Consider the following 26,636-nt stretch of genomic DNA (forward strand, 5'->3'; position numbering starts at 1 on the left):
ACTGCCAGGCGGCTTTTTTAGGGTATGGCGAATGGCGATCAACACCGGGGTATTCTCTTCCGCACCGCTGCTTGGCATCAGCGGCGTCAGTAAAACTTTTCCAGGCGTAAAGGCGCTGGACAATGTCTCCTTTTCCGTATGCAGCGGAGAAATTATGGCGCTGCTGGGGGAAAACGGCGCCGGAAAATCCACGCTGATTAAAGTCCTGACCGGCGTGTACCAACGTGATGCCGGAAGCATTGAGCTGGCGGGTAATAAAATCAATCCGCGCAGTACGGCGGAAGCGCAAAAGGCGGGTATTGGCACCGTCTATCAGGAAGTGAATCTGCTGCCTGATATGTCGGTTGCCGATAACCTGTTTATTGGCCGTGAACCCAAACGTTTCGGCTTTATCAATCGCCGCAAGCTGGTCAGGCAGGCGAATGCCTTACTCAACAATTATGGCTTTGAGTTGGATGTGACCAGGCCGCTGGGTCAATATTCAGTGGCGATGCAGCAGATTATTGCGATTTGCCGCGCCGTCGATCTTTCGGCCCAGATATTGATCCTCGACGAACCGACGGCCAGCCTGGACGCCAGCGAAGTCGAAATGCTGTTTACGCTGATGAATCAGCTAAAAGCCCGGGGTATGGGGCTGATTTTTGTCACGCATTTTCTCGATCAGGTCTACAAGGTCAGCGATCGAATCACCGTTTTACGCAACGGGCAATTCGTCGCTACGCGGGAAACCCGCGAGCTGCCGCGTCTGGAGCTGATTAAGCTGATGCTGGGACGTGAGCTGCTGGAAACCGCGCTACAGCGCGCGGGCAGCACCTTAAAAAGCAATCAGCCGGTGGTGGAATTCCAGGATTACGGCAAGAAAGGGACCATCGAACCGTTTAGCCTGAGCGTCCGTCCTGGCGAAGCGGTTGGCCTTGCCGGTCTGCTTGGCTCGGGACGAACCGAAACCGCTGAGCTGCTGTTTGGCATTAAACGTGCCGACAGCGGCAGCGCCTTCATCAGGGGAAAAAAACGCACGATCCGCACGCCTGCTCAGGCATCCCGTCTGGGCATGGGCTTTTGCCCGGAAGATCGTAAAACCGACGGCATTATCGGTGCGGCGTCGGTGCGGGAAAATATTATTCTGGCCCTTCAGGCCCAGCGGGGCTGGCTCCGCCCGGTTAAGCGGCGTGAACAGGAACAGATAGCCGAACGCTTTATCAAAAGCCTGGGTATTCGTACGCCTCACGCAGAACAACCCGTCGAGCTGCTCTCGGGCGGCAATCAGCAGAAGGTTTTACTTTCACGCTGGCTGGTGACAAAACCGCAATTCCTGATCCTCGACGAGCCAACGCGCGGCATTGATGTCGGCGCCCACGCGGAAATCATTCGCCTGATCGAATCGCTCTGCGCCGATGGGCTGGCGCTGCTGGTGATCTCCTCAGAGCTGGAAGAGCTGGTGGGCTATGCCGATCGGGTGGTGATCCTGCGGGATCGCCAGCAGGTGGCAGAAATTTCGCTGGCCGAGCTTTCGGTGGCCGCCGTGGTTAACGCAATTGCGGCTGGGGGGACATATGCTTGAGACTCATCTCACATCGGAAAAAAGGCCAAAGCGTTTTCCACGAGGAATGCCGCAAATTGCGGCGCTGATCCTGGTGCTGCTCGCCGACAGCCTGGTGACGCACAACTTCTTTGCTATTCATCTTCAGGATGGCCGTCTTTTTGGCAGCCCCATCGATATCCTTAACCGTGCCGCGCCCGTTGCGCTACTGGCCATCGGCATGACGCTGGTGATTGCGACCGGCGGCATTGATTTGTCGGTCGGGGCGGTGATGGCGATTGCGGGCGCAACGGCGGCGACGCTGACGGTAGCCGGACACAGCCTGAGCATCATCGTGCTTGCCACGCTGGGCGTGGGGATTCTTTGTGGCGTATGGAACGGCGTGCTGGTGGCGTTACTGAAAATCCAGCCGTTTGTGGCCACGCTGATCCTGATGGTGGCCGGACGAGGCGTCGCACAGCTGATCACCCAGGGGCAAATTGTGACCTTTGACAGCGAAGCGCTTGCGCGGCTTGGCAGCGGCACGCTGTGGCTACTGCCGATACCGCTCTGGATAACGCTGATGCTGGCGCTGCTGGTCTGGCTGCTGGTGCGCAAAACGGCGCTGGGTATGTTTATTGAAGCCACAGGCATCAACCTGCGGGCGGCGCGAAATGCCGGGGTAAACGGCTCGGCTATTGTGATGAGCACCTATATTATCAGCGGCTTTTGTGCGGCGGTGGCCGGGCTGATCGTCACCGCGGATATTCGCGGGGCGGATGCCAACAACGCCGGTCTGTGGCTGGAACTGGACGCGATTCTGGCGGTAGTAATTGGCGGCGCGTCGCTAATGGGCGGACGCTTCAACCTGCTGCTGTCGTTAACCGGCGCACTGATCATTCAGGCAATGAACACGGGTATCTTACTTTCCGGTTTTCCGCCTGAGCTGAATCAGGTGGTAAAAGCCGTTGTCGTCATGGCCGTGCTGCTGATCCAGGCTCCGGGCTTTATCAACCTGTTCAGGCGAGGGCGCCCACGTGTTTAAACGTCATCTGCCATTAACCATTACACTGCTGGTGTTTGTCGCGGGCTATCTGTTCTGCCTGAGCCAGTATCCTGGATTTGCCTCCACGCGGGTTATTGCCAACATTCTGACCGATAACGCGTTTCTCGGTATTATCGCCGTCGGCATGACGTTTGTGATCCTCTCCGGCGGTATCGATTTATCGGTCGGCTCGGTAATCGCTTTTACCGGCGTGTTTCTGGCTCGGGCGATAGGCGATTTCCATCTCGATCCCTGGCTGGCGTTTGCCCTGGTGCTGGTCATGGGGTCCGCTTTTGGCGCGCTGATGGGCTGGCTGATCGATGCGCTGAAAATTCCGGCGTTTATCATCACGTTAGCGGGGATGTTTTTTCTGCGCGGCAGCAGCTACCTGGTGGCGGAAAGTTCGATTCCGATCGATCATCCGCTTTACACGACGCTGTCCGGCATGGCATGGAAAATTCCCGGCGGCGGCCGTCTCAGCCTGCTGGCCGTGGTTATGCTGCTTGTGGTTGTGGTGGGCATTGTGCTGGCACACCGCACCCGCTTTGGCAATCAGGTCTATGCCGTTGGCGGTAATGCCACCTCGGCCCAGCTTATGGGGATCTCCACGCGCAGCACAACGGTGCGCGTCTATATGCTGTCCTCCATGCTGGCGACGCTGGCCGGCATCGTCTTCTCAATCTATACCTCTGCAGGCTATGCCCTGGCAGGCATGGGCGTGGAACTGGACGCGATTGCCTCGGTAGTGATTGGCGGAACGCTGCTTTCTGGTGGGGTTGGCACCGTGCTGGGCACGCTGTTTGGCGTGCTGATTCAGGGATTAATCCAAACCTGGATCAACTTTGACGGCACGCTCAGCTCCTGGTGGACAAAAATCGCTATTGGCATATTGCTGTTTGCTTTCATTGCGCTACAGCGGCTGCTAACGGTGATATGGGAGCGGCAGCAAAATGCACCGGTGAAGCGGCTCACCTGAAGTTTTACTTATGCGAGCGCGTTTCCATGCGGGATGGCAATTACGAAAAAGTGAAAATTTTAGCGTGACTGGTCTCACATTCAGAAATTAACGGCGTTGTCAGGGGAACACGAAGCGGAGTAGTGTCCCCCGACACAGGGCGTAACTGTAATGCAGGCGAAACCTGAGAAAGCGACATGCAGAGTAATGCTGTCGCTTTCTCAGGTTTTTTTTCGCTCAAAAAAGGGACCACCGGGAAAAGCCGCATCGGATAGCGGTTTCCGGCAACGCATATGACCACCAGGGAGGTGTGATGAAGGCGCAACGGCAGAATTTTCAGCTTATCGCGAAGCCATCGGGTTCGCTCTGCAATCTCCATTGCGATTACTGCTTCTATCTTGAAAAAGCGCAGCTCTATCCACAGGGTCAGCACCACGGGAAAATGAACGGCGCAACCCTCGAAAACTTTATCCGGCAGCACATCGACGCACAGCAGGCCGACGTGGTCGACTTTATCTGGCAGGGGGGAGAACCCACCCTGCTGGGCCTCGATTTTTTTCGCGAAGCCGTGCGGCTTCAGCAGCACTATCGCCACGGCAAAACCATCAACAATTTTTTCCAGACCAACGGTATTCGCCTTAACGATGCGTGGGCGCTGTTTTTTAAAACGCATCGGTTTTTGGTGGGAATCTCGCTGGATGGCGACAAGGCCAGCCACGATTTATACCGAAAAACGCGGGCCGGAGACGGCACTTTTGACGCTGTTATGACCGGACTGGCGGCGTTAAAGCGCCATCATGTCGAGTTTAATACGCTCACCGTCATTAACGCTGACAACGTTAAAAAGCCGCTGGAGATTTACCATTTTCTCAAGCGCGCTGGCAGCCGTTATCAGCAATACATCCCGCTGGTAGAGCGGCAGAGCACACAGCCGGATGCCGATGGCATGACGCTGATCCAGCCCGATTTCAGCGGTCAGTGTCGGGTCGCACCCTGGTCAACCCCCGCCAAAGCCTGGGGACGCTTTCTGAATACGCTGTTTGACCACTGGATACAGCATGATTTCGGCTCGGTGTTTGTGATGAATTTTGAGCAAACGCTGGCGAGCCTGACCGGCCTGCCTGGCATCTGCGTACACAGTGAAACCTGCGGCGGCAATCTGGTGCTGGAAGCCAACGGTGATGTTTACGCCTGCGATCACTTTGTCTGGCCTGAATACAAACTCGGCAATATCAACCAGAACACGCTGGCCTCCCTGGTGAATAGCGAAAATCAGGAGGCGTTCGGCCAGCGAAAGCTCAACAATCTCAGTGCCGACTGTCTGAAATGCAGCGTACGGGCGCAGTGTCATGGCGGCTGTCCGAAGCACCGTTTTCTGTTGGCTGGCGACGGCAGGGCCAACAAAAATTATTTCTGTGACGGTCTGTCCCTGCATCTGCACCATTGTCTGCCCGTCATGCGCGAATTATTGCCGCTGATGCATCAGCAGCTTCCCGCCCAGCGCATCAGGAAGATCATGAAAAAATATTATCAGGGAGGGTAACGACATCATAACAAGCAGCGGTCTTTACATTGCTTCGCCATCCTTTAATAACGGCACGCCCAGCGGAACGGGCGTCAAAAAGAGAGGTCGACTATGAAAAACAGATTAACGATGCTGGCGCTCTGTTGCAGCGTTACGGGCGGAGCAGCCTGGGCGCAGGGGAACGTCAATGCAGCCCCTTTAGCGCCAACGCAAAACAAGCCGAATATTGTTTATATCCTTCTCGACGATCAGCGCTATGACGCCTTCGGCTTTATCAATCCGAGAATTACCACGCCGCACATGGATGAGATCGCCCGTAACGGCACCTGGTTTAAAAACGCGTTTGTCACCACCTCACTCAGTTCGCCAAGCCGGGCCAGCATTCTGACGGGCATGTATGTCCATAATCATGGCGTTTCCGATAATAATCCGTCTGATTTATCGCGCCTGCATTATTTCCCCGAAAAGCTGCGGGATGCAGGTTATCAGACCGCCTTCTTCGGCAAGTGGCATTTTGGCGGTGCCGATAAAACGGCGAAAGCCGGATTTGACCGCTGGGTTGGGCTGCTGGGGCAGGGCGATTACTATCCGATCAATATGTTTGGTGAACAGGCCATGTTAAATATTGACGGCAGGCTCACGCCGCAAAAAGGCTATATCACCGATGAGCTGACCGATTATGCCCTCGACTGGCTGAATCAGACCGACAAAAACAAGCCTTTTATGATCTACCTGTCGCACAAAGGCGTGCATGCAGATTTTTATCCTGCGGTGCGGGATAAAGGCAAACTCGCCAGCGTTAATTTCCCGCTGCCTGACACCTGGGCCGATACCGACGCAAACTATGCCGGAAAGCCGATGTGGGTGCGCAACCAGCGTAACAGCTGGCATGGGGTGGATTATCCCTACAATAAAAAAATGGATTTGCAGCAGTTTCAGCGCGACTACTACGAGACGCTGATCGGCGTGGATAATAGCGTCGGAAAGGTTCATGCATGGCTGAAGCAGCGCGGGCTGGATAAAAACACCATCATTATGGTCATGGGTGATAACGGCTTTATGTTTGGCGAACATGGTTTAATTGATAAACGAGCCGCCTATGAAGAGTCAATGCGCGTGCCGCTGATTGCCTCGGGGCCGGGCTTCGCTAAAGGCCAGGTGGTAGAGGATGTGGTTGCCAATATCGATATCGCGCCAACCTTACTTGATGCGGCGGGCATTGCCAAACCGACGAACTATGATGGTGAAAGTTTCCTCGGGCTGGGTACGCAGCGCAAAAACATGCCGCCGAGAAAAGACTACTTCGTGTATGAATATTTTTGGGAATACAACTTCCCGTACACCCCGACCACGTTAGCTATTCGCACGCCGGAGTTTAAATACATTCAGTATTACGGCGTGTGGGATAAAGAGGAATTGTACAATATTGCGAAAGATCCGCAGGAGAAAAACAACCTGATTGACGCCACCGATAAAAAGACGATTGATACCAAAATTGCACTGAGGAAAAAGCTATTTGAGAGCCTGAAGGATCATAACGGGGCGAACATTATTCCTTATAACGAAAGAAACAGTCAGGGCATGGTTTTCCGCCATCAGCCGGAAGGCAAAAAGCTGGCCGATTTTCCTGCCGAATGGCTCAGGGGCAACAATCCGCGTGATAAATACAGCGGCGTCATTCCGGATGAGTATCATAAAGAGCAGGCCAGTGAAAAGGTCTTTGCTTCCTTTGAAAAAACCGAGAGGCTGGTTGCAGAGATGCTTAAACAACGGCAGGAATAGCAGGCGCCAGACAGCGCACGTCAGGAACGGTGTAATAAGCGTGGCGTACCGGGACAGCCGTCGGGCGGTCCCGGTTTGAGTCATTAACGTTGATTCAGTCGATAGTAGGCTTCGTTCCAGCGCAGCGCGTCCTTAAAGCCGTGCAGCGTGGTTTCTTCATCAATGACCAGCACCTCAATGCCGTGCATTTCGCCATACTGACGCATATCCTCAACCGTCAGCGCCTGGCTGAACACCGTATGGTGCGCGCCGCCGCCCAGAATCCAGGTTTCAGAGGCGGTAGCCAGGGAAGGCTGAGCACGCCACAGCGCTCGCGCAACCGGCAGTTTCGGCAAAGGCTGGGGCTGCTCAATAGTGTCCACCGCGTTCACCAGCAGACGGAAACGATCGCCCATATCAATCACGCTGGCATTCACTGCGCGACCCGCCGGCGCAGAGAAAATCAGGCGTGCCGGATCGGCCTTGCCGCCAATGCCCAGATACTGCACGTCAATTAACGGGCGAGATTCTTTGGCGATAGAAGGGCAGACTTCAAGCATATGCGAGCCGAGCACCAGCTCGTTGCCGGGTGAGAAGTGGTAGGTATAGTCTTCCATAAATGACGTGCCGCCCGGCAGACCGGTCGCCATCACTTTGAAGATGTGCAGCAGCGCGGCGGTTTTCCAGTCGCCTTCACCGGCAAAACCGTAACCCTGCGCCATCAGTCGCTGTACTGCCAGCCCGGGCAGCTGTGTCATGCCGTGCAGCGTCTGGAAATTGGTGGTGAAGGCCATACAGCCTTCATCCTGAAGGAAGCGCTTTATGCCCAGCTCAATGCGAGCCGCATCCAGCACGTTTTGCCGCTTGTCGCCATTGGCCGCTGCCGCAGGCGTAAAGTCATACAGGCTTTCGTATTCGTCAATCAGGGCATGCAGATCGCCATCGGACACGCTGTTGATCACCTCGACCAGGTCGCCCACGCCCCAGCCGTTAACTGAATAACCAAACTGGATCTGCGCTGCAACTTTATCGCCTTCCGTCACCGCGACTTCGCGCATGTTGTCGCCAAAACGGGCAACCTTAAGCTGTGCACTGGCCTGTTTCGCCGCAGCGGCACGCATCCATTTACCAATGCGCTCCTGGGCGGTTTTATCCTGCCAGTGACCCGTTACCACGCTGTGTTGCAAACGCATACGCGCGCCGATAAAACCGAATTCACGGCCGCCGTGCGCGGTTTGGTTAAGATTCATAAAGTCCATATCCATGCTCTCCCACGGAATTTCCGCGTTGAACTGGGTATGAAATTGCAGCAGCGGCTTGTTGAGGATCGACAGGCCGCCAATCCACATTTTTGCCGGAGAGAACGTGTGCAGCCAGGTAATAATGCCCAGGCAGTCTTCGGCATGGTTGGCCTGACGGCACAGGGCCAGCGCTTCATCCGGACTTTTTACCAGCGGCTTCAGCGTCAGAGTAAACGGCAGATTACCGCCACGATTAAGCCCGTCCACCACTTGCTGTGCATGCTGTTCCACCTGACGTAACGTCTCCGCGCCGTAAAGATGCTGAGTACCGATGACAAACCAGACGTTGAGCGCGTTGAGCTGAGTCATAAAATCTCCTTAAACATTGGACAGGCGTGGGGCGAACTGCGGTTCGGCCACTTCACACCATTGAAGGTAACGCTGATAAAGTTGCTGATAGCGATCCACGCGGCTGAGGTCGGGCTGTAGCGTGGTCGCGATTGGGCTGGCCATTTTTTGCTGGGCGGCAGGGACATCGGCGTAGACACCAGCGGCAACAGCGGCAAAAATCGCGGCGCCCAGCGCACAGCACTCGTCGGAGGCCACAATATCCAGCGGACGGTTCATGACGTCACAGCAGACCTGCATAATTGCCGGGGATTTGCGGGCGATCCCGCCAAGGGTAAGCAGGTTTTCTACAGGAATATCCTGGCGCTCGAAACACTCCATAATGGCGCGTGCACCAAAAGCGGTGGCCGCAATAAAACCGCCAAACAGGGCTGGCGCATCGGTTCCCAGATTCAAATCGGTGATAACGCCTTTCAGTCGCTGATTGGCAAAAGGCGTGCGGCGTCCGTTAAACCAGTCAAGCACCACCGGCAGATGGTCCAGCTGGGGATCGGCCGCCCAGGCCTGGGTCAGTTCGTTGAGCAGGTTTTTCTGAATGCTTTCCAGATCGCCCTGAAGATGAGGATGTTTCTCTGCGGCCTGAACCAGCGGCCAGCTGAGCAGGCGGCTGAACCAGGCATACATATCACCAAACGCGGACTGTCCCGCTTCCAGACCTATCATTTGCGGCACCACGCTGCCGTTAACCTGGCCGCAGATGCCCTTGATGGCGCGTTCGCCGACGCGTTCAGGGTCGGCAATCAGGATGTCGCAGGTTGAAGTGCCAATCACTTTAACCAGCGTATAAGGACCCGCACCTGCGCCAACCGCGCCCATATGACAGTCGAATGCGCCACCGGAAAGGGTCACAGTTGCAGGCAGCCCCAGGCGCGATGCCCACTCGGCGGTAATCTGGCCGACAGGGCGATCGGCAGTCCAGGTCTCGCTGAACATTGGCGTATCCAGATGCGCTGCCAGCATCGGATCCAGCGCATCCAGAAAGGCGCGATCCGGCAAACCCTGCCACTCAGGATGCCATAACGATTTGTGACCGGCGGCGCAACGTCCCCGACGGATTGCCTCCGGCGCAGTGGTGCCGCTCAGTAACGCCGGCACCCAGTCGCATAATTCAATCCAGGCCACCGCCGCTTCGCGTACTTCGCGGTCTTCGCGGCTTACGTGCAGGATTTTGGCCCAGAACCATTCTGAAGAATAAATACCGCCGATAAAGCGAGAATAATCAGCAAACTGGCCACTGTGGCACAGCGCCGTGATCTCTTCCGCTTCTTTAATGGCGGTATGATCTTTCCACAGAACGAACATCGCGTTGGGATTTTCAGCAAATTCCGGACGCAGCGCCAGTACGTTGCCATCGCGATCGATGGGGGCTGGCGTTGAGCCTGTTGAATCGACACCGATACCCACGACGTTTTCACGCTGGGCAGGGGTTAATTTAGTGACAACGTCACGAATGGCCTGTTCGAAAGCGTCAATGTAGTCCTGCGGATGGTGACGAAACTGATTGATGCGGCTCTGACAATAAAGGCCTGCTTTCCAGCGAGGATAAGCCACAACCTGGGTTTGCAACTCCTTGCCGCTGGCGCAATCTACCGCCAGCGCCCGCACTGAATCGCTGCCAAAATCCAAACCTATTGTGATGGCGTCCTTCTGCATTTTTACTCTCCGGCTAATCACTGTGTGACTACCCTAAGAAGTTACGCGTGCAGCAGTTAGGTTAGGGGCGCTGCATATATGCACTTTTCTGTCATTCGCCCGCGTTTTGTGATCCGCTTCAAAAGTTAACATTGGGTTAATTTTGCTAAATATATGGACTATTTAGCTGAATCTTCAGGCTGTGATACCGCTCTCCCTTTCTGGCCTCTCTTAACGTTAAAACTAGCGCTTACCGGCAACGGGAAAACCTCTCAGCGCCGAAACGACAGGCTTTTTAAGTTGTTAAGTTTGCTGCCCTACGATTGATACCGTTTACATCACACCGCAAAAAGCGGGAACTGAGCCGGAGAGCCTCATGCACAAATTTACTCACGCGCTGGCAGCGGTTGGCCTCGCCGCCGTTATGTCACATTCGGCTATGGCCGACACCATGAAACTGGGTTTTCTGGTCAAACAGCCGGAAGAACCCTGGTTCCAGACGGAATGGAAGTTTGCCGACAAAGCGGGCAAAGAACTGGGGTTTGAGGTGATTAAAATTGCCGTACCGGACGGGGAAAAAACCCTGAACGCTATCGACAGCCTCGCGGCCAGCGGTGCGAAGGGTTTCGTCATCTGTACGCCCGATCCGAAACTGGGCTCGGCTATTGTGGCAAAAGCCCGAAGCTACGACCTGAAGGTTATCGCGGTAGACGATCAGTTTGTTACGGCTAAAGGTAAGCCGATGGATACCGTGCCGCTGGTGATGATGGCGGCAACTAAAATCGGTGAGCGTCAGGGGCAGGAACTTTATAAGGAGATGCAGAAGCGCGGTTGGGATGCGAAAGAAACCGGCGTAATGGCGATTACCGCCGATGAGCTGGATACCGCACGTCGACGCACCAGTGGCTCAATGGAAGCGTTAAAAGCGGCAGGTTTCCCGGCGGGCCAGATCTACAAAGTCCCGACCAAATCTAACGATATCCCTGGTGCATTCGATGCCGGTAATTCACTGCTGGTACAGCACCCGGAAGTGAAGCACTGGCTGATTATCGGCATGAATGACAACACCGTGCTCGGTGGCGTACGTGCAACCGAAGGCCAGGGCTTTAAAGCGCCGGATGTGATCGGCATCGGCATCAACGGCGTCGATGCCATCAGCGAACTTTCCAAAGGCCAGGCAACCGGCTTCTTTGGATCGCTGCTGCCAAGCCCGGACGTGCACGGCTATAAGAGTATCCAGATGCTCTACAACTGGGTGAGTAAAGATGCCGAACCGGCGAAATTTACCGAAGTGACCGATGTGGTGCTGATCACCCGCGAAAACTTTAAAACCGAACTGGCCAAAAAAGGGCTGATGTAACAAGGATGGAGCCGCGAAGGCTGCGGCTCCGCATGCTGTACCGCAATGTACTCCGGAGGAATAATGAACACGCAACCCCCGTATCTGAGCTTTCACAGCATAAGTAAAACCTTTCCTGGCGTGAAGGCGCTTCAGGACATCAGTTTTGATTGCGAGGCAGGCCAGATCCACGCGCTGATGGGTGAAAACGGCGCGGGAAAATCGACGCTGCTGAAGATCCTTAGCGGCAGCTATCAGCCGACCAGCGGTGAAATCCGTCTGAAAGGCCAGCCGGTCAGCTTTACGCACACGACCGACGCGCTGGACGCGGGCGTGGCGATTATTTATCAGGAACTGCATCTGATCCCTGAGATGTCAGTGGCGGAAAATATCTATCTCGGACAGCTGCCGCAGCGGGCCGGTTTTGTTAATCGCTCGCTGCTACGTTACGAGGCGGGGCTTCAGCTGAAAAATTTAGGCATGGATATTGATCCGGATACGCCGCTGAAGTCGCTTTCGCTCGGCCAGTGGCAGATGGTGGAAATCGCTAAGGCACTGGCGAGAAATGCGAAAGTGATCGCATTTGATGAGCCAACCAGCTCGCTCTCGGCCCGTGAAATTGAACATCTGTTCCGCGTAATCCGCCAGCTGCGCGCGGAAGGCAAAGTGGTGCTGTATGTTTCGCACCGCATGGAAGAAATCTTTGCGCTCAGCGACGCCATTACCGTGTTTAAAGACGGCCGCTACGTGCGTACCTTTCACGACGTTGCGGCAACCAGCCATGATGCGCTGGTACAGGCGATGGTGGGCCGTGAAATTGGCGATATCTATGGCTATACGCCAAGAGATACCGGCGAGATCCGTTTGCAGCTGGATAACGTGCAGGCCAAAGGGGTACGCATGCCGATTTCACTGACCGTTCGCGCCGGTGAAATCGTCGGGCTGTTTGGGCTGGTCGGTGCCGGACGCAGTGAATTAATGAAAGGCTTATTTGGCGCCACCCGCCTCACCGGCGGTGAAGTCCGTCTGGACGGTGAAAAGCTGGTTATCCGTGAACCGTCCGATGCGATTCGCGCCGGGCTGCTGCTCTGCCCGGAAGATCGTAAAGCCGACGGTATCATCGCGGTACACTCGGTGCGGGACAATATCAATATCAGCGCCCGGCGCAACAATCTCACCGCAGGCTGTCTGATTAAAAACCAGTGGGAGCAGACTAACGCGGCGTCGCATATTCGCTCGCTGAATATCAAAACGCCAGGCGCCGATCAGCTGATCATGAACCTCTCCGGCGGCAACCAACAGAAAGCGATTTTAGGACGCTGGCTGTCGGAAGAGATGAAGGTGATCCTGCTGGATGAACCGACGCGCGGTATCGACGTCGGGGCAAAACATGAAATCTATAACCTGATTTATGCGCTGGCAGAAAAGGGCATCGCGGTGCTGTTCGCCTCCAGCGACCTGCCTGAAGTGATGGGTCTCGCCGATCGTATCCTGGTCATGCGGGAAGGCGCCATTGCCGGAGAATTGCATCATCACGAGGCCACCGAAGCGCTAACGCTGGCGCTGGCGATGCCGAAAACCACCCAACATACCGCCGTCGTGGCCTGAACCGAAGGAGCATTATAATGTCCATTACCACTTCCTCCGCGACGCCACCGACCCGTCGCGTCAACCTGAGCCGCATCTGGGATAATTTTGGCATGCTGGTGGTGTTTGCCGTACTGTTTATCGGCTGCACGATTTTTGTACCGAACTTTGGCTCGCTGATCAATATGAAAGGCCTTGGACTGGCGATGTCGATGTCCGGCATGGTGGCCTGCGGCATGCTGTTCTGTCTGGCTTCAGGCGATTTTGATCTTTCTGTCGCCTCGGTTATCGCCTGTGCGGGGGTGACTACCGCCGTGGTCATCAATATGACTGAAAGCCTGTGGATCGGCATTGTAGCGGGCTTGCTGCTGGGCGTGGCCTGCGGATTTGTTAACGGCTTTGTGATAGCGAAGCTGAAGATCAATGCGCTGATTACCACGCTGGCGACCATGCAGATTGTGCGGGGGCTGGCCTATATCTTCTCCGACGGTAAAGCCGTGGGGATAGAAGACGAGCGCTTCTTTGCGCTGGGCTATACCAACTGGCTGGGCGTACCCGCGCCGGTCTGGCTGACTATTGGCACCATGATCGTCTTTGGTTTTCTGCTCAATAAAACCACCTTTGGTCGTAATACCCTGGCGATTGGCGGCAACGAAGAGGCGGCCAGGCTGGCAGGCGTACCGGTGGTGCGCACGCGCATTATCATTTTTATCCTTTCCGGGCTGGTTTCCGCTGCGGCAGGCATCATTCTCGCCTCGCGAATGACCAGCGGTCAGCCGATGACCTCGCTGGGCTATGAACTGATTGTGATCTCGGCCTGCGTGCTGGGCGGCGTGTCGCTGAAGGGCGGTATCGGCAAAATTTCCTACGTTGTTGCGGGCGTATTGATCCTTGGCACCGTGGAAAATGCGATGAATCTCTTAAATATTTCACCGTTTTCACAGTACGTGGTGCGAGGTCTGATACTGTTAGCCGCGGTGATATTTGACCGCTATAAACAAAAAGCTAAAACGGCCTGAGGAGGCGTTATGTATCATCGTCTGGCGCCGGTGGCGCAATCTAATCCGCTGTTGCCCGGCTATCCCTTCAACGCCTGGCTGGTCGCTGGCCTGACGCCGATCAATGCCGGCGATCCGCTCGATTTCTTTATTGATCGTCCTGCGGGTATGAAAGGCTACATTATTAACCTGACCACCAAAGGGCGCGGCCAGGTCTTCAGCGGTGACGATGCCTTTAACTGTGAAACAGGCGACCTGCTGCTGTTTCAGCCAAAAACCTCGCATTACTATGGCCGTTCTTCAGAAAGCGACTGCTGGCACCATCGCTGGATCTATTTTCGCCCGCGCGCCTACTGGAGCAGCTGGCTTCAGTGGCAGGATGAAAAGCAGGGTGTCGGCCGGTTACGGCTGCCGGAAAGGCTGTGGCCAGAATTTGAGCGGCTGTTCGCCACCATTGAACAAACGCATACGTCGGGCAAACGCTTTGCCGAAGAGCTGGCGATGAACTTACTGGAAAGATTGCTGCTGCGTGCGGTTGAAGAAGATCCGCGCAGTCATCAGCAGGTGCGCGATCCTCGCGTGGTGGAGGCTTGTCAGTATGTGACGAGCAATCTTGCCGGCGAGCTGAAGATCGACGAGGTGGCGAATCACGTCTGCCTTTCCCCTTCGCGGCTGGCACACTTATTTCGCGAGCAGATGGGAATTAATCTGCTGCGCTGGCGCGAAGATCAGCGTGTGATACGAGCGAAGCTGCTTTTGCAAACCACGCAGGAGCCTATTGCTACCGTCGGGCGCATTGTTGGCTACGACGATCAGCTCTATTTCTCACGCGTGTTTCGAAAAAGGGTCGGGGTCAGCCCCAGCGATTTCCGCCGCCGTTCGCTGGATGCCCATGATGCGCTGGTGGCCCGTGAAAGCTGGGACTTGCCTTTACGTGCCACTCAGTAACGATTTAGCAACAATTCAGGTTAATCCGCCTTGTTCTTACCCGGACAATCGTCTTAAATCAACCGGACTGAGACAAGAGGAATGCCAATGAACGATAAAATTCGTGTAGGGCTGGTCGGCTACGGCTTCGCCAGCAAGACCTTCCATGCGCCACTCATCAACGGCACGTCAGGGATGGAACTGGCGGCCGTTTCCAGTAGCGATGCCGCTAAAGTTCATGCCGACTGGCCTGCCGTGCAGACGGTGGCCGACGCGCAGGCGCTGTTCGACGATGCGTCAATTCAGCTCATTGTGATCCCTACGCCCAACGACACCCACTTCCCCCTGGCGAAAGCGGCGCTGAACGCAGGCAAGCATGTGGTGGTGGACAAACCCTTTACCGTCACGCTGTCACAGGCGCGTGAGCTGGAAGCGCTGGCTAAGGCAAAAGGACTGCTGCTGTCGGTATTTCATAACCGCCGCTGGGACAGCGACTTTTTAACCCTGAAGACGCTGCTGGCGCAGGGTACGCTGGGTGAAGTGCGCTATTTCGAGTCGCATTTCGACCGCTTCCGCCCGGAAGTGCGTAACCGCTGGCGCGAGCAGAAGGGCGCGGGAAGCGGCATCTGGTTCGATCTCGGCCCGCATCTTATCGATCAGGCGCTTCAGCTGTTTGGGTCGCCGGTAGCCATTAACGTCGATCTGGCTGAGCTGCGTCCTGGCGCGCAAACCACTGACTATTTCCATGCGGTGCTGACATATCCACAGCGTCGGGTGGTGCTGCATGCCAGCATGCTGGTGGCGGCGGAATCGCCTCGCTATCAGGTACACGGCACGCGTGGCAGCTACGTAAAATATGGCCTCGATCCGCAGGAGGACAGCCTGAAAGCGGGCGCTCGTCTGCCGCAGGAAGAGTGGGGTTACGATATGCGTGATGGCGTGCTAACGCTGGCAAACGGTGAAGAGATGGCTGAAGAAACCTTGCTGACCACGCCCGGCAACTATCCCGCCTATTATGCCGGGATCCGCGATGCAATCAGCGGCGAAGGGCGCAACCCGGTAACGGCTGAAGAAGCCATTCAGGTTATGGAGCTGATTGAGCTTGGCCTCCAGTCCGCCGAGAAGCGTCAAACCCTGTCGCTGAAATAAGCGGTAGCGGAGCCATTGCCAACACGTTGCTGGCTCAGGGATCACGGGCTCCCGTCAAAATGCAAACAATGCCGTTTCTGGCGGCGTGTCGCGGGCCGACCCTGGCCCGCGATGCCCTGCTGGCGGCTTTGGCCAGCACAAAGCCCTGTCGGTTAAGCCGCCACTTTGGCGCGAATGGCGACTTTTTCCGCTTCGCTTAAGAACGCAATCTTTAAACCATTCTCCTGCGCGGTGCGGATCTGCTGCTGGCTTAGCCCTGCCTGGGGTGCAGCAACTTCATATTCATGCGCCAGCTCAATGCCCTGTACCGCCGGATCGTCAGTATTAATGGTTGCCAGAATACCGTGGTCCAGGAATGCGGCCAGCGGATGGTGAGCCAGGGATGACACCGTGCTGGTCTGAATATTAGAGGTCAGACAGGATTCAATACCAATCTGCTGCGCGGCAAGATAATCCATCAGGGCAGGATCTTCGACGGCCTTCACGCCGTGACCAATACGCTCAGCACCCAGCTCACGAATGGCCTGCCAGATGCTTTCCGGGCCTGCCGCTTCACCCGCATGCACGGTGATGCGGAAACCGGCATCGCGCGCGCGGTTAAAGTGGCTGAGGAACTGACTGCCCGGGAAGCCCAGCTCGTCGCCCGCTAAATCCAGCGCGGTAATACCATCACGATGCGCCAGTAAACCTTCCAGTTCTTGCAGACAGGCGTCTTCACCAAAGGTGCGGCTCATAATGCCGGTCAGGCGCACGTCGATATCATGTTGCTGACAACCCGCACGAATGCCATCAATAACCGCTTCAACAACGCCTGCAATCGGTAAGTTATGGGTCATTGCCATATAGCCGGGTGAAAAGCGCAGTTCGGCATAGTGGATACCGGCACGGGCGGCATCCTGCACGTTTTCCAGCGCGACGCGACGGCAGGCATCCAGTGAGCCAAGCACCTTCACGCCCCAGTCGAGTTTTTGTAAAAAACTCACCAGATCGGGTTCGTTGTGCGTGACCTGCACGTGCGGACGCAGGGTTTCCAGCGTGGAAGCGGGCAGGGTGAGGTTGAATTCGCGACCTAAATCAAGAATGGTTTGAGCACGAATATTGCCATCAAGGTGGCGATGAATATCGGTAAGGGGGATGCGGGAGTCGATCATGTCGGCGCACTCTGTTGTTAACGGTAAAGTGCATAACAGTATAAAAACATTTTGCGCAACTTCGCCAGCAAATTGCGCAACCTACTGCGTGTATGTTGTTTATTTGCGCGATGTCGCGCAGAAGATTACCCGCGGGGGAGAAGGACCATCAGGAAAAACGCACAAAGCGGCATCCATGCCGGCTCCATATGACCCAGGACGCGGGCTGCACGTCCTGGGGGCTCCCGGCTTAAAGTCAGCCAGTCGAGGTAAGGTTATTGGGCGGGATCGGTCGGTAAAACCGTGGCGGGTGCATCGCTGCCCAGCATATAGCGGGACAGGAACTGTTCCAGCGTCATCTTCTCGCCGTTCATCGCCACCTGGCCAGTAGCATATTGCAGGCTGGCAACAATATTATTGTCTTTCTGCGTGGTCAGACGGAACATCTGGCCCATTGCCGCCACGCCTTTCACCTGCTGGTCGGCCAGTTTGGCCGCATCTTCTTCTTTATAACCCTGCGCCATGGCGACATGCGTCATCATTTCTGTAGCCATATCCATTGAAATGGACAGCTTGCCATCCAGGGTTTTCAGTACGTTGTCAGCCGCCTGAGTCACATTTTGAGGCTGAGGCGCGCCGGCTGCGGGATCTTTAAAGTGAACCGACAGGTTGAAGCTGCTCTCGCCTTTCTCATTTTTCCAGCTGAACGGGGCGATCGTGATTACCGGGCTGCCTTTTAGCAACAGCGGCAGGTTGTCGCTCATTACCTGGCTCATCCGCGCCTGATACAGCGCCGGGTTGTTTGCCACTTCCTGGTCGCTAAGAAGGGCCTGAACCTGACGGTTATAGTTCTCAGAGAAGGTTTTCATGCTGTTGGCATCAAACTGCGACAGCTTCACAGACAGCTTGCCCTGGCCGAAGTCCTGGTTCTGGATCTTCAGCGAGTTCAGGGCGTAGTCGATGTTGCCGGAAACCAGGCCTTTAACAGAATCCACCGAGGATTTGCCGTTCAGACCTTCTGCAATGAAAGCCTGCTGGCCGTTGACCGCCACGCTCAGTTTTTGCAGATCGATATTTTGATCGCCAACGCGGACGCCTTCCGGGCTTAAATGGGTGTTAGCGTTCAGCTTGAGGCCGTTAGCGGTAAACATTACCGGCATATTCAGCTGATTGCGGGTAGTCAGGACAAGGCTGTCCAGATCGCTGCTGACGTCCACTTTGTTACCGTCTTTATCGGCGCTGATATTCAGCGTGCCGCCATTCGACGCGAAACGCTCACCGCTCTGCGCATTTTGGTAATCCAGCGGCAGCAGGGCAATTTCAGTGGCGGTTGCACCGCTATAGCCAATGCGGGTATCGGCCTGGATCACCGACTTACCTTTGGTCATTTCAAACAGCTTTTTCACCGCATCAGTATTTTCAAGCTGAGTATGAACGGAGGCCATACTTGGGATCAGGTTGAATTTTTTCAGCTGTGCGAAAGGGAAAGGGCCATGGTCGATCTTTTCAAGAAAAACGATGCTCTGTCCCGGTTTGATAACAGCGTTATCTTCCGTCTGTGAATTGGACTGCAACACAAACCGTGCCGAGCTGCTGAACACGCCACGCTGATAATCCTGATAGCTGAGTTTCAGGCGGCTGTCAGGCGCGATATTGTTCATCTGCGCATTGGCGTTCTGCACCACCTGGTCCATGTTCTTTTCCAGTTGCTTACCGGTAAACCAGGCGGTTCCGGTCCAAATCACGCCAAGAGCGATAATTACGCCTGCCGCTATCTTTGTTTTTTTCATCTGTAAAGTCGTCCTTTTTTAAATCACCAATGCCGACAAAAAGGGCCATCCGACCCGTGTCTGACGGAGGGAAAACGCGATAAAGGCGTTTTTGTTTAATAAGTTAAATATCATAGCAACTGTGGCTTATCACGTCAGCCGCAATTACTGCATTGAAGGGTAAAGAGGTGTAATCCTTGCGGTGATGTCGCCACGCAATCCGCCAGGCTCAGCGGTCGAAAAGGCGTTGTCGGAGACCAATAACACCGTGTATTTGCTCAGAAATATAGCGTTGCAAATCGTATGGCGGGTGCAATAAAGACGATTGGGTCGCATAATGTTAAATTATTGTATGTCATACTATGCCCGCGCTAAATGCCCTGCGGGCAGAAAAAGGCTTAAACATTTCATTGTACAAAGGAGAGAGTCATGGCTGCCAACCGCATTGAAAAAGATTCAATGGGTTCCATCGAAGTTCCAGCGGATAAATTATGGGGCGCGCAAACGCAGCGTTCCCTGGAACATTTCCGCATCTCCAGCGAAAAAATGCCACCGGAGCTGGTCCACGCGCTGGCGCTGACCAAACGTGCTGCCGCCAAAGTGAACAGCGATTTAGGTCTGCTGCCCGATGAACGTTCGCAAGCTATCGTCCAGGCTGCCGATGAAGTGCTGGCAGACAAACATACCGGGGAGTTTCCGCTGGCAATCTGGCAGACCGGTTCCGGTACGCAAACCAACATGAATATGAATGAAGTGCTCGCCAATCGCGCCAGTGAAATTCTGGGCGGCGAGCGCGGCATGTCTCGTCTGGTTCACCCCAACGACGACGTGAACAAAAGCCAAAGTTCGAATGACGTTTTCCCAACGGCGATGCATGTCGCGGCTGTGGTCGCGGTAAAAGAGCATCTGATCCCGCAGCTGAAAGTGTTGCAGAAAACGCTGAATGATAAAGCCGAAGCCTTTAAAGACATTGTGAAGATCGGTCGTACGCATCTCCAGGATGCCACGCCGCTAACGCTGGGGCAGGAAATTTCTGGCTGGGTCGCCATGCTGAACCATAACCTGACGCATATTGAGCAGAGTATTCCTCATGTGGCAGAGCTGGCGCTGGGCGGTACCGCTGTCGGCACCGGGCTGAACACGCATCCTGAATATGCAGTACGCGTGGCTAAAGAGCTGGCAGAATTGACGGGCCAGCCTTTTGTGACTTCCCCGAATAAGTTTGAAGCACTGGCAACCTGTGATGCGCTGGTGCATGCGCATGGCTCGTTAAAAGGGCTGGCTGCCTCACTGATGAAGATTGCAAATGATGTTCGCTGGTTATCTTCCGGCCCACGTTGCGGCATTGGTGAAATTGCGATTCCTGAGAATGAGCCAGGCAGCTCCATTATGCCAGGTAAAGTAAATCCGACGCAGTGTGAAGCAATGACCATGCTGTGCTGCCAGGTGATGGGAAATGATGTTGCGGTAAATATGGGCGGCGCATCCGGTAATTTCGAGCTGAACGTTTACCGCCCGATGATCATTCACAATTTCCTGCAATCGGTGCGTATGCTGGCTGACGGCATGGACAGTTTTAACCATCACTGTGCGGTGGGCATTGAGCCAAATCACGATCGTATTTCCCAGCTGCTGAATGAATCACTGATGCTGGTGACGGCTTTAAATACCCATATCGGTTACGATAAAGCGGCAGAAATTGCTAAAAAGGCCCATAAAGAAGGCTTAACCCTGAAGGCTTCCGCGCTGAAGTTGGGTTATCTTTCTGAAGAAGAATTTGACAGTTGGGTACGTCCGGAAGAGATGGTTGGCAGCATGAAAGCCTAATATTCTGTAACAGAGTGAGAGAGCGGAAATCATTTCCGCTCTTTTTTTGTCTGCGTTTTATCTTCTGGTTACGACAATCTGTCGCTATAGAGATGCAGGCGGGGAATGATCAAAAAAAGCTTTTTTGCCTCAGGTTTAAAACGGTGCACAACTTTATCAGCATCATAATTTAATAACTCTCCCAGCTTGGGTACCGAAGCCGTATCGGGGCAAAGCACCAGCAATGGCGAAGGACAGGCGAACTGAGTTTGCTTCTGATCTTGCTTATTCCATACGCGAGCAATCGGTTGCACCTTTACCGGGCGTTTAATTTTCAGCCGGGCAGAGTGGGGTAATGAATTAACCGCCTCGATCTCATCCTGTAATTTTTCGGCCCATTGCTCACGCGTCCAGGGGGCGACTGCCCGTCCTGATTGCAGACTTTTATTGAGCTTTTCCAGCAGTTCCTCGCGGCTGATATTTTTAATAATATGTTTGTTTGCCCAGCCGAAACGTACCGAATCCGGCGCGTCAAGTAAGGTAATAGTCCGGTAAGCGTTAAGGGTAATTAACCCCCTGAGATGGGTGTGCACAAAATCAAATCGTTCTTCACTGGGTACGCCAGATTCAACAGTGATAATTTCTTCCAGACGCTGCTTCAGGCTATTAATCTGACTAACCTGCTGGTGCAGGAGGCTGGCTTCCTGAGCGCTGGCCTGTAGACAAATAGCGCCAGGCAAACGCACGGCGGATTTTGTACTGACCGTTTCCGACTGATGCTGCATATAAAGACGACAAAAGTGAGTAATAGCCATTTGCAACGCGGTTTGTGCCAAATGTTGCTCCACGGCAATCTGCGTTAACGGATCGTTTTCGTGGCCTTTCTGAACGGGAGGCAGTTCAAACACTCGCGCAGCAAGCAGACGTCTGGCTGAGAGTTGCTCGCTTAGCGTCGTTAGGGCTTTCTCCAGCTCAGCAGCGCAGCGATGGAGATTATCTACCGCATCATAACGATTCATAGGTGCACCCTTAGTTACAACATACTGATGAGTATAACGCGATTAGTGGAAATAAACAGCTCAGGAGAGGGGGAATATAAAAAGTAAAAGGGGGGAGTTGAAGGAACATAATAAAGAAGACGCCACGCTGAAGATTCAGCGTGGCTGAAGATTAGATCAGGAAATCTTCCAGTTTTTTACCTTGATCCAGCGCCTGCTTAATCACCGCAGGAGTACGACCCTGGCCGGTCCAGGATTTGGTTTCGCCGTTTTCGTCGGTGTACTGATATTTGGCCGGACGTGGAGCACGTTTAGCGCGAGATTTACCCGTCGTATTTTCAGCAGAGGTCAGTTCGCTTAAATCGATACCGTCGTCCAGAAGCATCTGGCGATATTTAGCCAGTTTCTCTTCTTTTTCTTTGATTTCAGAAGCGATCGCGGCTTCTGCATCACGACGTTCGTTAACAACCGCTTCAAGTTTTTCCAGCATCTCTTCCAGCTCAGATAAAGAAACTTCACGAGCCTGTGCACGAAGGGTTCGAATGTTATTTAATACTTTCAGAGTTTCGCTCATAAAGGAATCCGTAGCGTTAAGTGGTTTAAAAAATAGTGGTGTATGTACGACAAACAGTGTACATACAAATCTCTAAGTTAAAAACACCTGAATGGAAAAAAGTCTCTTTATTTACCTGCTTTTTCATTTTTTTTGCAAATTAGCGCAAACAGGAAAGCAATATATTATCCCTTGATAAGAAAATTCCTGGTGAAAGTGACGGTAAAAAAAACGGAAATGTGCAGTACGTTGCTCGAGTAATGGCCATAATTGCAGCGCATTATCCCTCTGGAATTATAACGAATTAGCCTGCTTACCGTTAGCATGCTGGCATACGTAACAGAATGCGTGCTGGACATATAGTCGAATTTAAAGCGTTGTAAACCTGAATATAAGAAATTTTTGAGGGAATAACTCATCGGATTTGTTGCTGTTGCGTTATGGCAATCCGAGGTTATTGCTGGATATCGAGTGCTTAACCGACGGAAATATTTTTTGTCAAAGCATTAAATGTGAAAAAAGATATTCCTTATCTGGAATTAGTTACAACATACTTTTTGTTAGTTTTTCATTAAGTCGCTGCAATATTGTGCACAAAGAGGATTAAGAGAGGCGATAATACAAAGCTAAAAAGTCAGGCAGGGCAGCGAGTTAAACAAGAGGTTATCTGGTGATTTAGCGAAGCCTGTGCCAGGCTGCCTTTATTCAATACGACCGTCTCCACCCTTTATGCCGTAATTGGCGGGAGATAAGCATGAAAACAGCGGTACGCTGGCTATGGTTAATCTTTTACTCTCTTCTGTTCGTTCTGGCCCTTGAGCAATTGCACCTTCCCGCCGCATTGCTGCTTGGGCCAATGGCAATTGCTATTGTCTTTGCTGCGTGGGATAAGCCGCTAATTGTTTATCGTCCTGTTATTTACCTCGCTCAGGGTGTTGTCGGATGCATGATCGCCCGGGCAATACCTGCCTCACTCTTTCCTGAAATAGTAAATAACTGGCTGCTATTCGCACTTACCCTGTTTTCGGTCATTATCGCCAGCGCCGTGCTGGGCTGGCTGTTAACACGCTGGCAGGTATTGCCTGGCTCAACGGCGATTTGGGGTTCTTCGCCTGGGGCGGCTACCGCAATGACAATCATGGCCGAAAGTTATGGCGCAGATGTACGGCTGGTCGCCTTTATGCAATATCTTCGCGTAGTGATTGTCGCGCTTGCTGCCACGTTAGTAGCCCGTATCTGGGCACCACCGATGGGTTCGCACGCTGCTTCAGGATTAGATATTATCCAGCCGGTTGCCTGGACAGCTTTCGGGCAAACTTCAGCGCTTATTTTGTGCTGCGTGGTCATCAGCCGCTATTTGCGTATCCCCGCGGGTGCATTATTACTCTCTCTGGCGGCTGGGATAACGGCTCAGGAAATGCAGCTAGTTGAGCTGGAATTGCCGCCAGCATTGTTAATGGTCGCTTATGCAATAATTGGCTGGAGTATTGGTCTGCGTTTTAACCGCGCCATATTGCTCTATGCGGCAAAAGCGCTACCCCGACTTTTGTTATCGATATTAAGCCTGGTGGCTATCTGTGGCGGATTCGCTTTTTTACTGGTTCACTTTGCAGGTATTGATCCCTTGACGGCATATCTGGCGACCAGTCCGGGCGGTGCCGACTCGGTAGCGATTATCGCCTCGTCCAGCCAGGTCGATATGTCATTTGTGATGGCGATGCAAACCGGACGCTTTATTATTGTCCTGTTTACCGGCCCGGCGCTGGCAAAGTGGGTAAGTAACAGGCGTTCTGCATAGGGTGATAAAAGTAAAAAGGCCAGGCTGTTTAGCCTGGCCAGAATCACTGTTTTATCAAACTTCAGGGAAGGGCATGGAATTGCCCGGCGCTTCACGGTGAATATGCAGGAAGGTTAAATGACGTTCGTACTGATCGAGAATGTCATTAATAATCTGCTCTTTGGTGTAGTCCATCAGATCGTTGCCCTGTGTTCCTTCCAGCAGGAAGGTTTCGAGGCGGAAATAGTCGGACTTACCGCTACGTGCACGGTAGGTAAATGCCGGAACGGAATAGCGCTGTGGCCATATCTGATACAGGAAGCTCTGCTCATCACCCAGATTTACCAGCATCTCCAGATGGTTCAGACGCTCGTCTTCCAGCGGTGGTCGCTCACTGACCTGCACTTTCGCACCGCGTCGCTCCAGCTCCATGGCGACCTCTTCCATTGCCGGACGACAGACATTATCCAGCATTTTCCGGGTATGCGTGCTGCCAGGATAGTTCATCACGCGGGAAATACGCTGCTTCCAGTTCAGGCGATCTTCACGTGAAACCGGCACCGGCGGCGTACTGACTGTAGAACTTGCCCGACGGTGGTCTTCTACGCGCAGGGATTTATACAGGCCCGCCATCACAAAGAAAATCACAAAGCTGAAGGGCAGGCCCATAATCACCGTGGTTTTCTGAAGTGCCGTTACGCCGTTAACCATCAGCATGCCCAACGTCAGTAAACCGATAGCCAGTGACCAGAAGATACGCAGCCAGTTTGGCGCATCGTTATTAATGTCGCTCAGGCGCGAGGTAAAGTTACCCAGCACCAGCGAGCCGGAATCCGCTGAGGTAACATAGAACAGCAGGCCGGTAATGGTGGCCACCGAAGCGCTGAAGGTAAACGCCGGATATTGCGCCAGCAGGCTGTAGAAACCGCGTTCAGGGTGGGCAAGCGTTTCCTGAGCCAGCGCCAGATTGCCGTGAATAATTTCGTTCAACGCGCTGTTGCCGAAAATCGACAGCCACAGCAGGGTAAAGATAAACGGAATAGTCAGCGTGCCCACAACGAACTGACGAATGGTACGACCACGGGAAATACGTGCCAGGAACAACCCGACAAACGGCGACCAGGCAACCCACCATGCCCAGAAGAACAGCGTCCAGTTGTTCATCCATTCCGTAGGGCGGTCGAAAGCAAAACTGTTCAGCGTCATGCCAACAAAACGATTGATATAGTCACCAACGTTCAGCACCAGCGCATTCAGCAGGAAGCTGGTATCGCCCATAAACAGGACGAACAGGATCAGGCCCAGCGCCAGCAGGACGTTTAGCTCAGACAGGATGCGAATGCCTTTATTGACGCCGGACGTCACCGAAATCGTCGCCATCACCACCGACAGCGCAATCAGCGCAGCCTGCGCGGTGATCCCTTCAGGCACGTCAAACAGAACCTTAAGGCCGTAGTTCAGCTGAACCACGCCAATCCCCAGCGTGGTGGCAATACCAAAGATAGTCCCCACCACCGCGGCGATATCCACCGAGTGACCGATCCAGCCGTTAATGCGTTTACCAAAAATAGGGTAAAGCGCCGAGCGGATGGTCAGCGGAAGGCCGTAACGGTAGCTGAAGTAGCCGAGCGCAATGCCCATCAACGCGTACATGGCCCAGCCGGTAACACCGTAGTGGAACAGCGTCCAGACCATCGCCTGACGGGCCGCTTCCATGGTTTGTCCCTGACCTTCGGGTGGCATCATATATTGCGTAACGGGTTCAGCTACCGAGAAGAACATCAGATCGATACCGATACCCGCTGCGAACAGCATCGCTGCCCAGCTCATCATGCTGAATTCTGGTTTTGATTGCTCCGGCCCAAGCTTAATGGAGCCAAAGCGTGAGGCGGCAATTAAAATGACGAACACCAGATAGACGGTGGCGGCAAGCAGATAATACCAGCCGAAGGTGTTAGAGACCCATTCAAGGGTATTGTTGATCCACCGGTCAGAAAGCGAGGTGTAGAAAATTGTGGTCAGGGTAAATATCAGGATCAGCGCTGCTGAAGTATAAAAGACCACGGGGTTAATGCGGTCTTGTTGTTCTTTCCTGGGTATTTCAGTCGTCGGCATAGATTCTCCGAAAAAATGCTCAAGAATAAACCCGTTTCACAAAGCGTGCCTTAGCGCATACTGGGTTGTGTCCGCCGTATATCCGCTAACTACACTGAGGAATGGTTCGGGTTGAGTGGGTTATCTTATTGATTTACGTTAAATGACTCGGTAATTTGTTGACCTCCTGAGCGATTTTGTTAAAAAAGATGCAGTCACTATAGGTTTTATTGATTGAGCATTCAATTAAAAATAATTTCAGTATTTTTCAGGCTTTCAACAGGCCTTATCAATGTAGGGTTTTAGGACAAGTCATTTTCAGATTAAAGACGTCAGAAAAAAACGAGCCGCCCTGACGAATGGCGTTAAGCCCGCATTTATGCTGCAATGAACAGTGTTGAGGCGATCGTGCTGAACGTGAGT

The 26,636-nt window shown here is 53.8% G+C and carries 19 protein-coding genes; 12 read left to right on the forward strand and 7 right to left on the reverse strand.

Annotated features, from left to right (window positions below; genetic code table 11):
* Positions 1 to 31: 31 nt before the first annotated feature.
* The 5 genes from ytfR to EHV07_RS09940 all read left to right on the forward strand — a co-directional run bounded on the left by ytfR (position 32) and on the right by EHV07_RS09940 (position 6,826).
* A complete protein-coding gene (gene ytfR / locus EHV07_RS09920; protein WP_147197456.1) occupies positions 32 to 1,561 on the forward strand; it encodes a galactofuranose ABC transporter, ATP-binding protein YtfR in 1,530 nt (509 codons plus the stop codon).
* Positions 1,554 to 2,564 (forward strand): galactofuranose ABC transporter, ATP-binding protein YtfT, encoded by a 1,011-nt coding sequence (gene ytfT, locus EHV07_RS09925; RefSeq protein WP_147197458.1) that lies wholly within the window; start codon positions 1,554 to 1,556, stop codon positions 2,562 to 2,564. The genes ytfR and ytfT overlap by 8 nt, the downstream gene beginning before the upstream one ends.
* Positions 2,557 to 3,540, forward strand: coding sequence for a galactofuranose ABC transporter, permease protein YjfF (gene yjfF / locus EHV07_RS09930; protein ID WP_147197460.1), 984 nt, complete (start codon positions 2,557 to 2,559; stop codon positions 3,538 to 3,540). Before ytfT ends, yjfF begins: the two co-directional genes overlap by 8 nt.
* A 292-nt stretch (positions 3,541 to 3,832) precedes the next feature.
* Entirely contained in the window at positions 3,833 to 5,062 is a 1,230-nt protein-coding gene (locus tag EHV07_RS09935) for an anaerobic sulfatase maturase (protein ID WP_147197462.1), read from the forward strand.
* A 93-nt stretch (positions 5,063 to 5,155) separates the two neighbouring features.
* Positions 5,156 to 6,826 (forward strand): sulfatase, encoded by a 1,671-nt coding sequence (locus EHV07_RS09940; protein WP_147197465.1) that lies wholly within the window; start codon positions 5,156 to 5,158, stop codon positions 6,824 to 6,826.
* Between the two features lie 83 nt (positions 6,827 to 6,909).
* Here EHV07_RS09940 and araA read toward each other — a convergent pair whose 3' ends face one another.
* On the reverse strand, positions 6,910 to 8,415 hold the full coding sequence (gene araA / locus EHV07_RS09945) for an L-arabinose isomerase (RefSeq protein ID WP_147197467.1): 1,506 nt from the start codon (positions 8,413 to 8,415) through the stop codon (positions 6,910 to 6,912).
* A gap of 9 nt (positions 8,416 to 8,424) precedes the next feature.
* Positions 8,425 to 10,107 (reverse strand): ribulokinase, encoded by a 1,683-nt coding sequence (locus EHV07_RS09950; RefSeq protein WP_147197469.1) that lies wholly within the window; start codon positions 10,105 to 10,107, stop codon positions 8,425 to 8,427.
* Between the two features lie 355 nt (positions 10,108 to 10,462).
* Here EHV07_RS09950 and EHV07_RS09955 point away from each other — a divergent pair, with 355 nt between their 5' ends.
* The 5 genes from EHV07_RS09955 to EHV07_RS09975 all read left to right on the forward strand — a co-directional run bounded on the left by EHV07_RS09955 (position 10,463) and on the right by EHV07_RS09975 (position 16,086).
* Positions 10,463 to 11,446, forward strand: a complete 984-nt coding sequence (locus EHV07_RS09955; RefSeq protein WP_147197471.1) for an arabinose ABC transporter substrate-binding protein — start codon at positions 10,463 to 10,465, stop codon at positions 11,444 to 11,446.
* A 63-nt stretch (positions 11,447 to 11,509) separates the two neighbouring features.
* On the forward strand, positions 11,510 to 13,033 hold the full coding sequence (gene araG, locus EHV07_RS09960; protein WP_147197473.1) for an L-arabinose ABC transporter ATP-binding protein AraG: 1,524 nt from the start codon (positions 11,510 to 11,512) through the stop codon (positions 13,031 to 13,033).
* A gap of 17 nt (positions 13,034 to 13,050) precedes the next feature.
* Positions 13,051 to 14,031 carry an L-arabinose ABC transporter permease AraH gene (gene araH / locus EHV07_RS09965; protein ID WP_147197475.1) on the forward strand — a complete coding sequence of 327 codons (981 nt, stop codon included), beginning with the start codon at positions 13,051 to 13,053 and terminating at the stop codon, positions 14,029 to 14,031.
* 9 nt (positions 14,032 to 14,040) lie between these two features.
* Positions 14,041 to 14,958, forward strand: a complete 918-nt coding sequence (gene araC / locus EHV07_RS09970; RefSeq protein WP_147197477.1) for an arabinose operon transcriptional regulator AraC — start codon at positions 14,041 to 14,043, stop codon at positions 14,956 to 14,958.
* Between the two features lie 87 nt (positions 14,959 to 15,045).
* The gene (locus EHV07_RS09975) at positions 15,046 to 16,086 is read left to right on the forward strand and encodes an oxidoreductase (RefSeq protein ID WP_147197479.1); all 1,041 of its coding nucleotides are present in this window, start codon (positions 15,046 to 15,048) and stop codon (positions 16,084 to 16,086) included.
* Positions 16,087 to 16,238: 152 nt separating this feature from the next.
* Here the strand turns inward: EHV07_RS09975 and add are convergent, their stop codons facing one another.
* Both add and EHV07_RS09985 read right to left on the reverse strand, forming a co-directional pair.
* The gene (gene add, locus EHV07_RS09980) at positions 16,239 to 17,237 is read right to left on the reverse strand and encodes an adenosine deaminase (protein WP_147197481.1); all 999 of its coding nucleotides are present in this window, start codon (positions 17,235 to 17,237) and stop codon (positions 16,239 to 16,241) included.
* A gap of 254 nt (positions 17,238 to 17,491) precedes the next feature.
* Positions 17,492 to 19,006, reverse strand: coding sequence for a YdgA family protein (locus EHV07_RS09985; RefSeq protein WP_147197483.1), 1,515 nt, complete (start codon positions 19,004 to 19,006; stop codon positions 17,492 to 17,494).
* A 408-nt stretch (positions 19,007 to 19,414) separates the two neighbouring features.
* On the opposite strand from EHV07_RS09985, the gene fumC reads away from it, so the two are divergent.
* Positions 19,415 to 20,812: a class II fumarate hydratase gene (gene fumC, locus EHV07_RS09990; RefSeq protein ID WP_147197485.1), complete on the forward strand. Its 1,398-nt coding sequence runs from the start codon at positions 19,415 to 19,417 to the stop codon at positions 20,810 to 20,812.
* 68 nt (positions 20,813 to 20,880) lie between these two features.
* Here the strand turns inward: fumC and tus are convergent, their stop codons facing one another.
* A complete protein-coding gene (gene tus / locus EHV07_RS09995) occupies positions 20,881 to 21,810 on the reverse strand; it encodes a DNA replication terminus site-binding protein (RefSeq protein WP_147197487.1) in 930 nt (309 codons plus the stop codon).
* Positions 21,811 to 21,961: 151 nt separating this feature from the next.
* Complete coding sequence (locus tag EHV07_RS10000) at positions 21,962 to 22,363, reverse strand: H-NS family nucleoid-associated regulatory protein (protein ID WP_147197489.1); 402 nt, start codon at positions 22,361 to 22,363, stop codon at positions 21,962 to 21,964.
* A gap of 733 nt (positions 22,364 to 23,096) precedes the next feature.
* On the opposite strand from EHV07_RS10000, the gene EHV07_RS10005 reads away from it, so the two are divergent.
* Positions 23,097 to 24,140, forward strand: coding sequence for an AbrB family transcriptional regulator (locus tag EHV07_RS10005; RefSeq protein ID WP_147197491.1), 1,044 nt, complete (start codon positions 23,097 to 23,099; stop codon positions 24,138 to 24,140).
* A 54-nt stretch (positions 24,141 to 24,194) separates the two neighbouring features.
* Here EHV07_RS10005 and EHV07_RS10010 read toward each other — a convergent pair whose 3' ends face one another.
* Positions 24,195 to 26,234: a choline transporter gene (locus EHV07_RS10010; protein ID WP_147197493.1), complete on the reverse strand. Its 2,040-nt coding sequence runs from the start codon at positions 26,232 to 26,234 to the stop codon at positions 24,195 to 24,197.
* Between the last annotated feature and the right edge of the window lie 402 nt (positions 26,235 to 26,636).

This window comes from Pantoea sp. CCBC3-3-1 (assembly GCF_007981265.1).
Classification (GTDB): domain Bacteria; phylum Pseudomonadota; class Gammaproteobacteria; order Enterobacterales; family Enterobacteriaceae; genus Erwinia.

Coding starts and splice junctions, on each gene's coding strand:
- ytfR (WP_147197456.1), top strand. CDS start 32: ATGGCGATCAACACCGGGGTATTCTCTTCCGCACCGCTGCTTGGCATC.
- ytfT (WP_147197458.1), top strand. CDS start 1,554: ATGCTTGAGACTCATCTCACATCGGAAAAAAGGCCAAAGCGTTTTCCA.
- EHV07_RS09935 (WP_147197462.1), top strand. CDS start 3,833: ATGAAGGCGCAACGGCAGAATTTTCAGCTTATCGCGAAGCCATCGGGT.
- EHV07_RS09940 (WP_147197465.1), top strand. CDS start 5,156: ATGAAAAACAGATTAACGATGCTGGCGCTCTGTTGCAGCGTTACGGGC.
- araA (WP_147197467.1), bottom strand. CDS start 8,415: ATGACTCAGCTCAACGCGCTCAACGTCTGGTTTGTCATCGGTACTCAG.
- EHV07_RS09950 (WP_147197469.1), bottom strand. CDS start 10,107: ATGCAGAAGGACGCCATCACAATAGGTTTGGATTTTGGCAGCGATTCA.
- EHV07_RS09955 (WP_147197471.1), top strand. CDS start 10,463: ATGCACAAATTTACTCACGCGCTGGCAGCGGTTGGCCTCGCCGCCGTT.
- araG (WP_147197473.1), top strand. CDS start 11,510: ATGAACACGCAACCCCCGTATCTGAGCTTTCACAGCATAAGTAAAACC.
- araH (WP_147197475.1), top strand. CDS start 13,051: ATGTCCATTACCACTTCCTCCGCGACGCCACCGACCCGTCGCGTCAAC.
- araC (WP_147197477.1), top strand. CDS start 14,041: ATGTATCATCGTCTGGCGCCGGTGGCGCAATCTAATCCGCTGTTGCCC.
- EHV07_RS09975 (WP_147197479.1), top strand. CDS start 15,046: ATGAACGATAAAATTCGTGTAGGGCTGGTCGGCTACGGCTTCGCCAGC.
- add (WP_147197481.1), bottom strand. CDS start 17,237: ATGATCGACTCCCGCATCCCCCTTACCGATATTCATCGCCACCTTGAT.
- EHV07_RS09985 (WP_147197483.1), bottom strand. CDS start 19,006: ATGAAAAAAACAAAGATAGCGGCAGGCGTAATTATCGCTCTTGGCGTG.
- fumC (WP_147197485.1), top strand. CDS start 19,415: ATGGCTGCCAACCGCATTGAAAAAGATTCAATGGGTTCCATCGAAGTT.
- tus (WP_147197487.1), bottom strand. CDS start 21,810: ATGAATCGTTATGATGCGGTAGATAATCTCCATCGCTGCGCTGCTGAG.
- EHV07_RS10000 (WP_147197489.1), bottom strand. CDS start 22,363: ATGAGCGAAACTCTGAAAGTATTAAATAACATTCGAACCCTTCGTGCA.
- EHV07_RS10005 (WP_147197491.1), top strand. CDS start 23,097: ATGAAAACAGCGGTACGCTGGCTATGGTTAATCTTTTACTCTCTTCTG.
- EHV07_RS10010 (WP_147197493.1), bottom strand. CDS start 26,234: ATGCCGACGACTGAAATACCCAGGAAAGAACAACAAGACCGCATTAAC.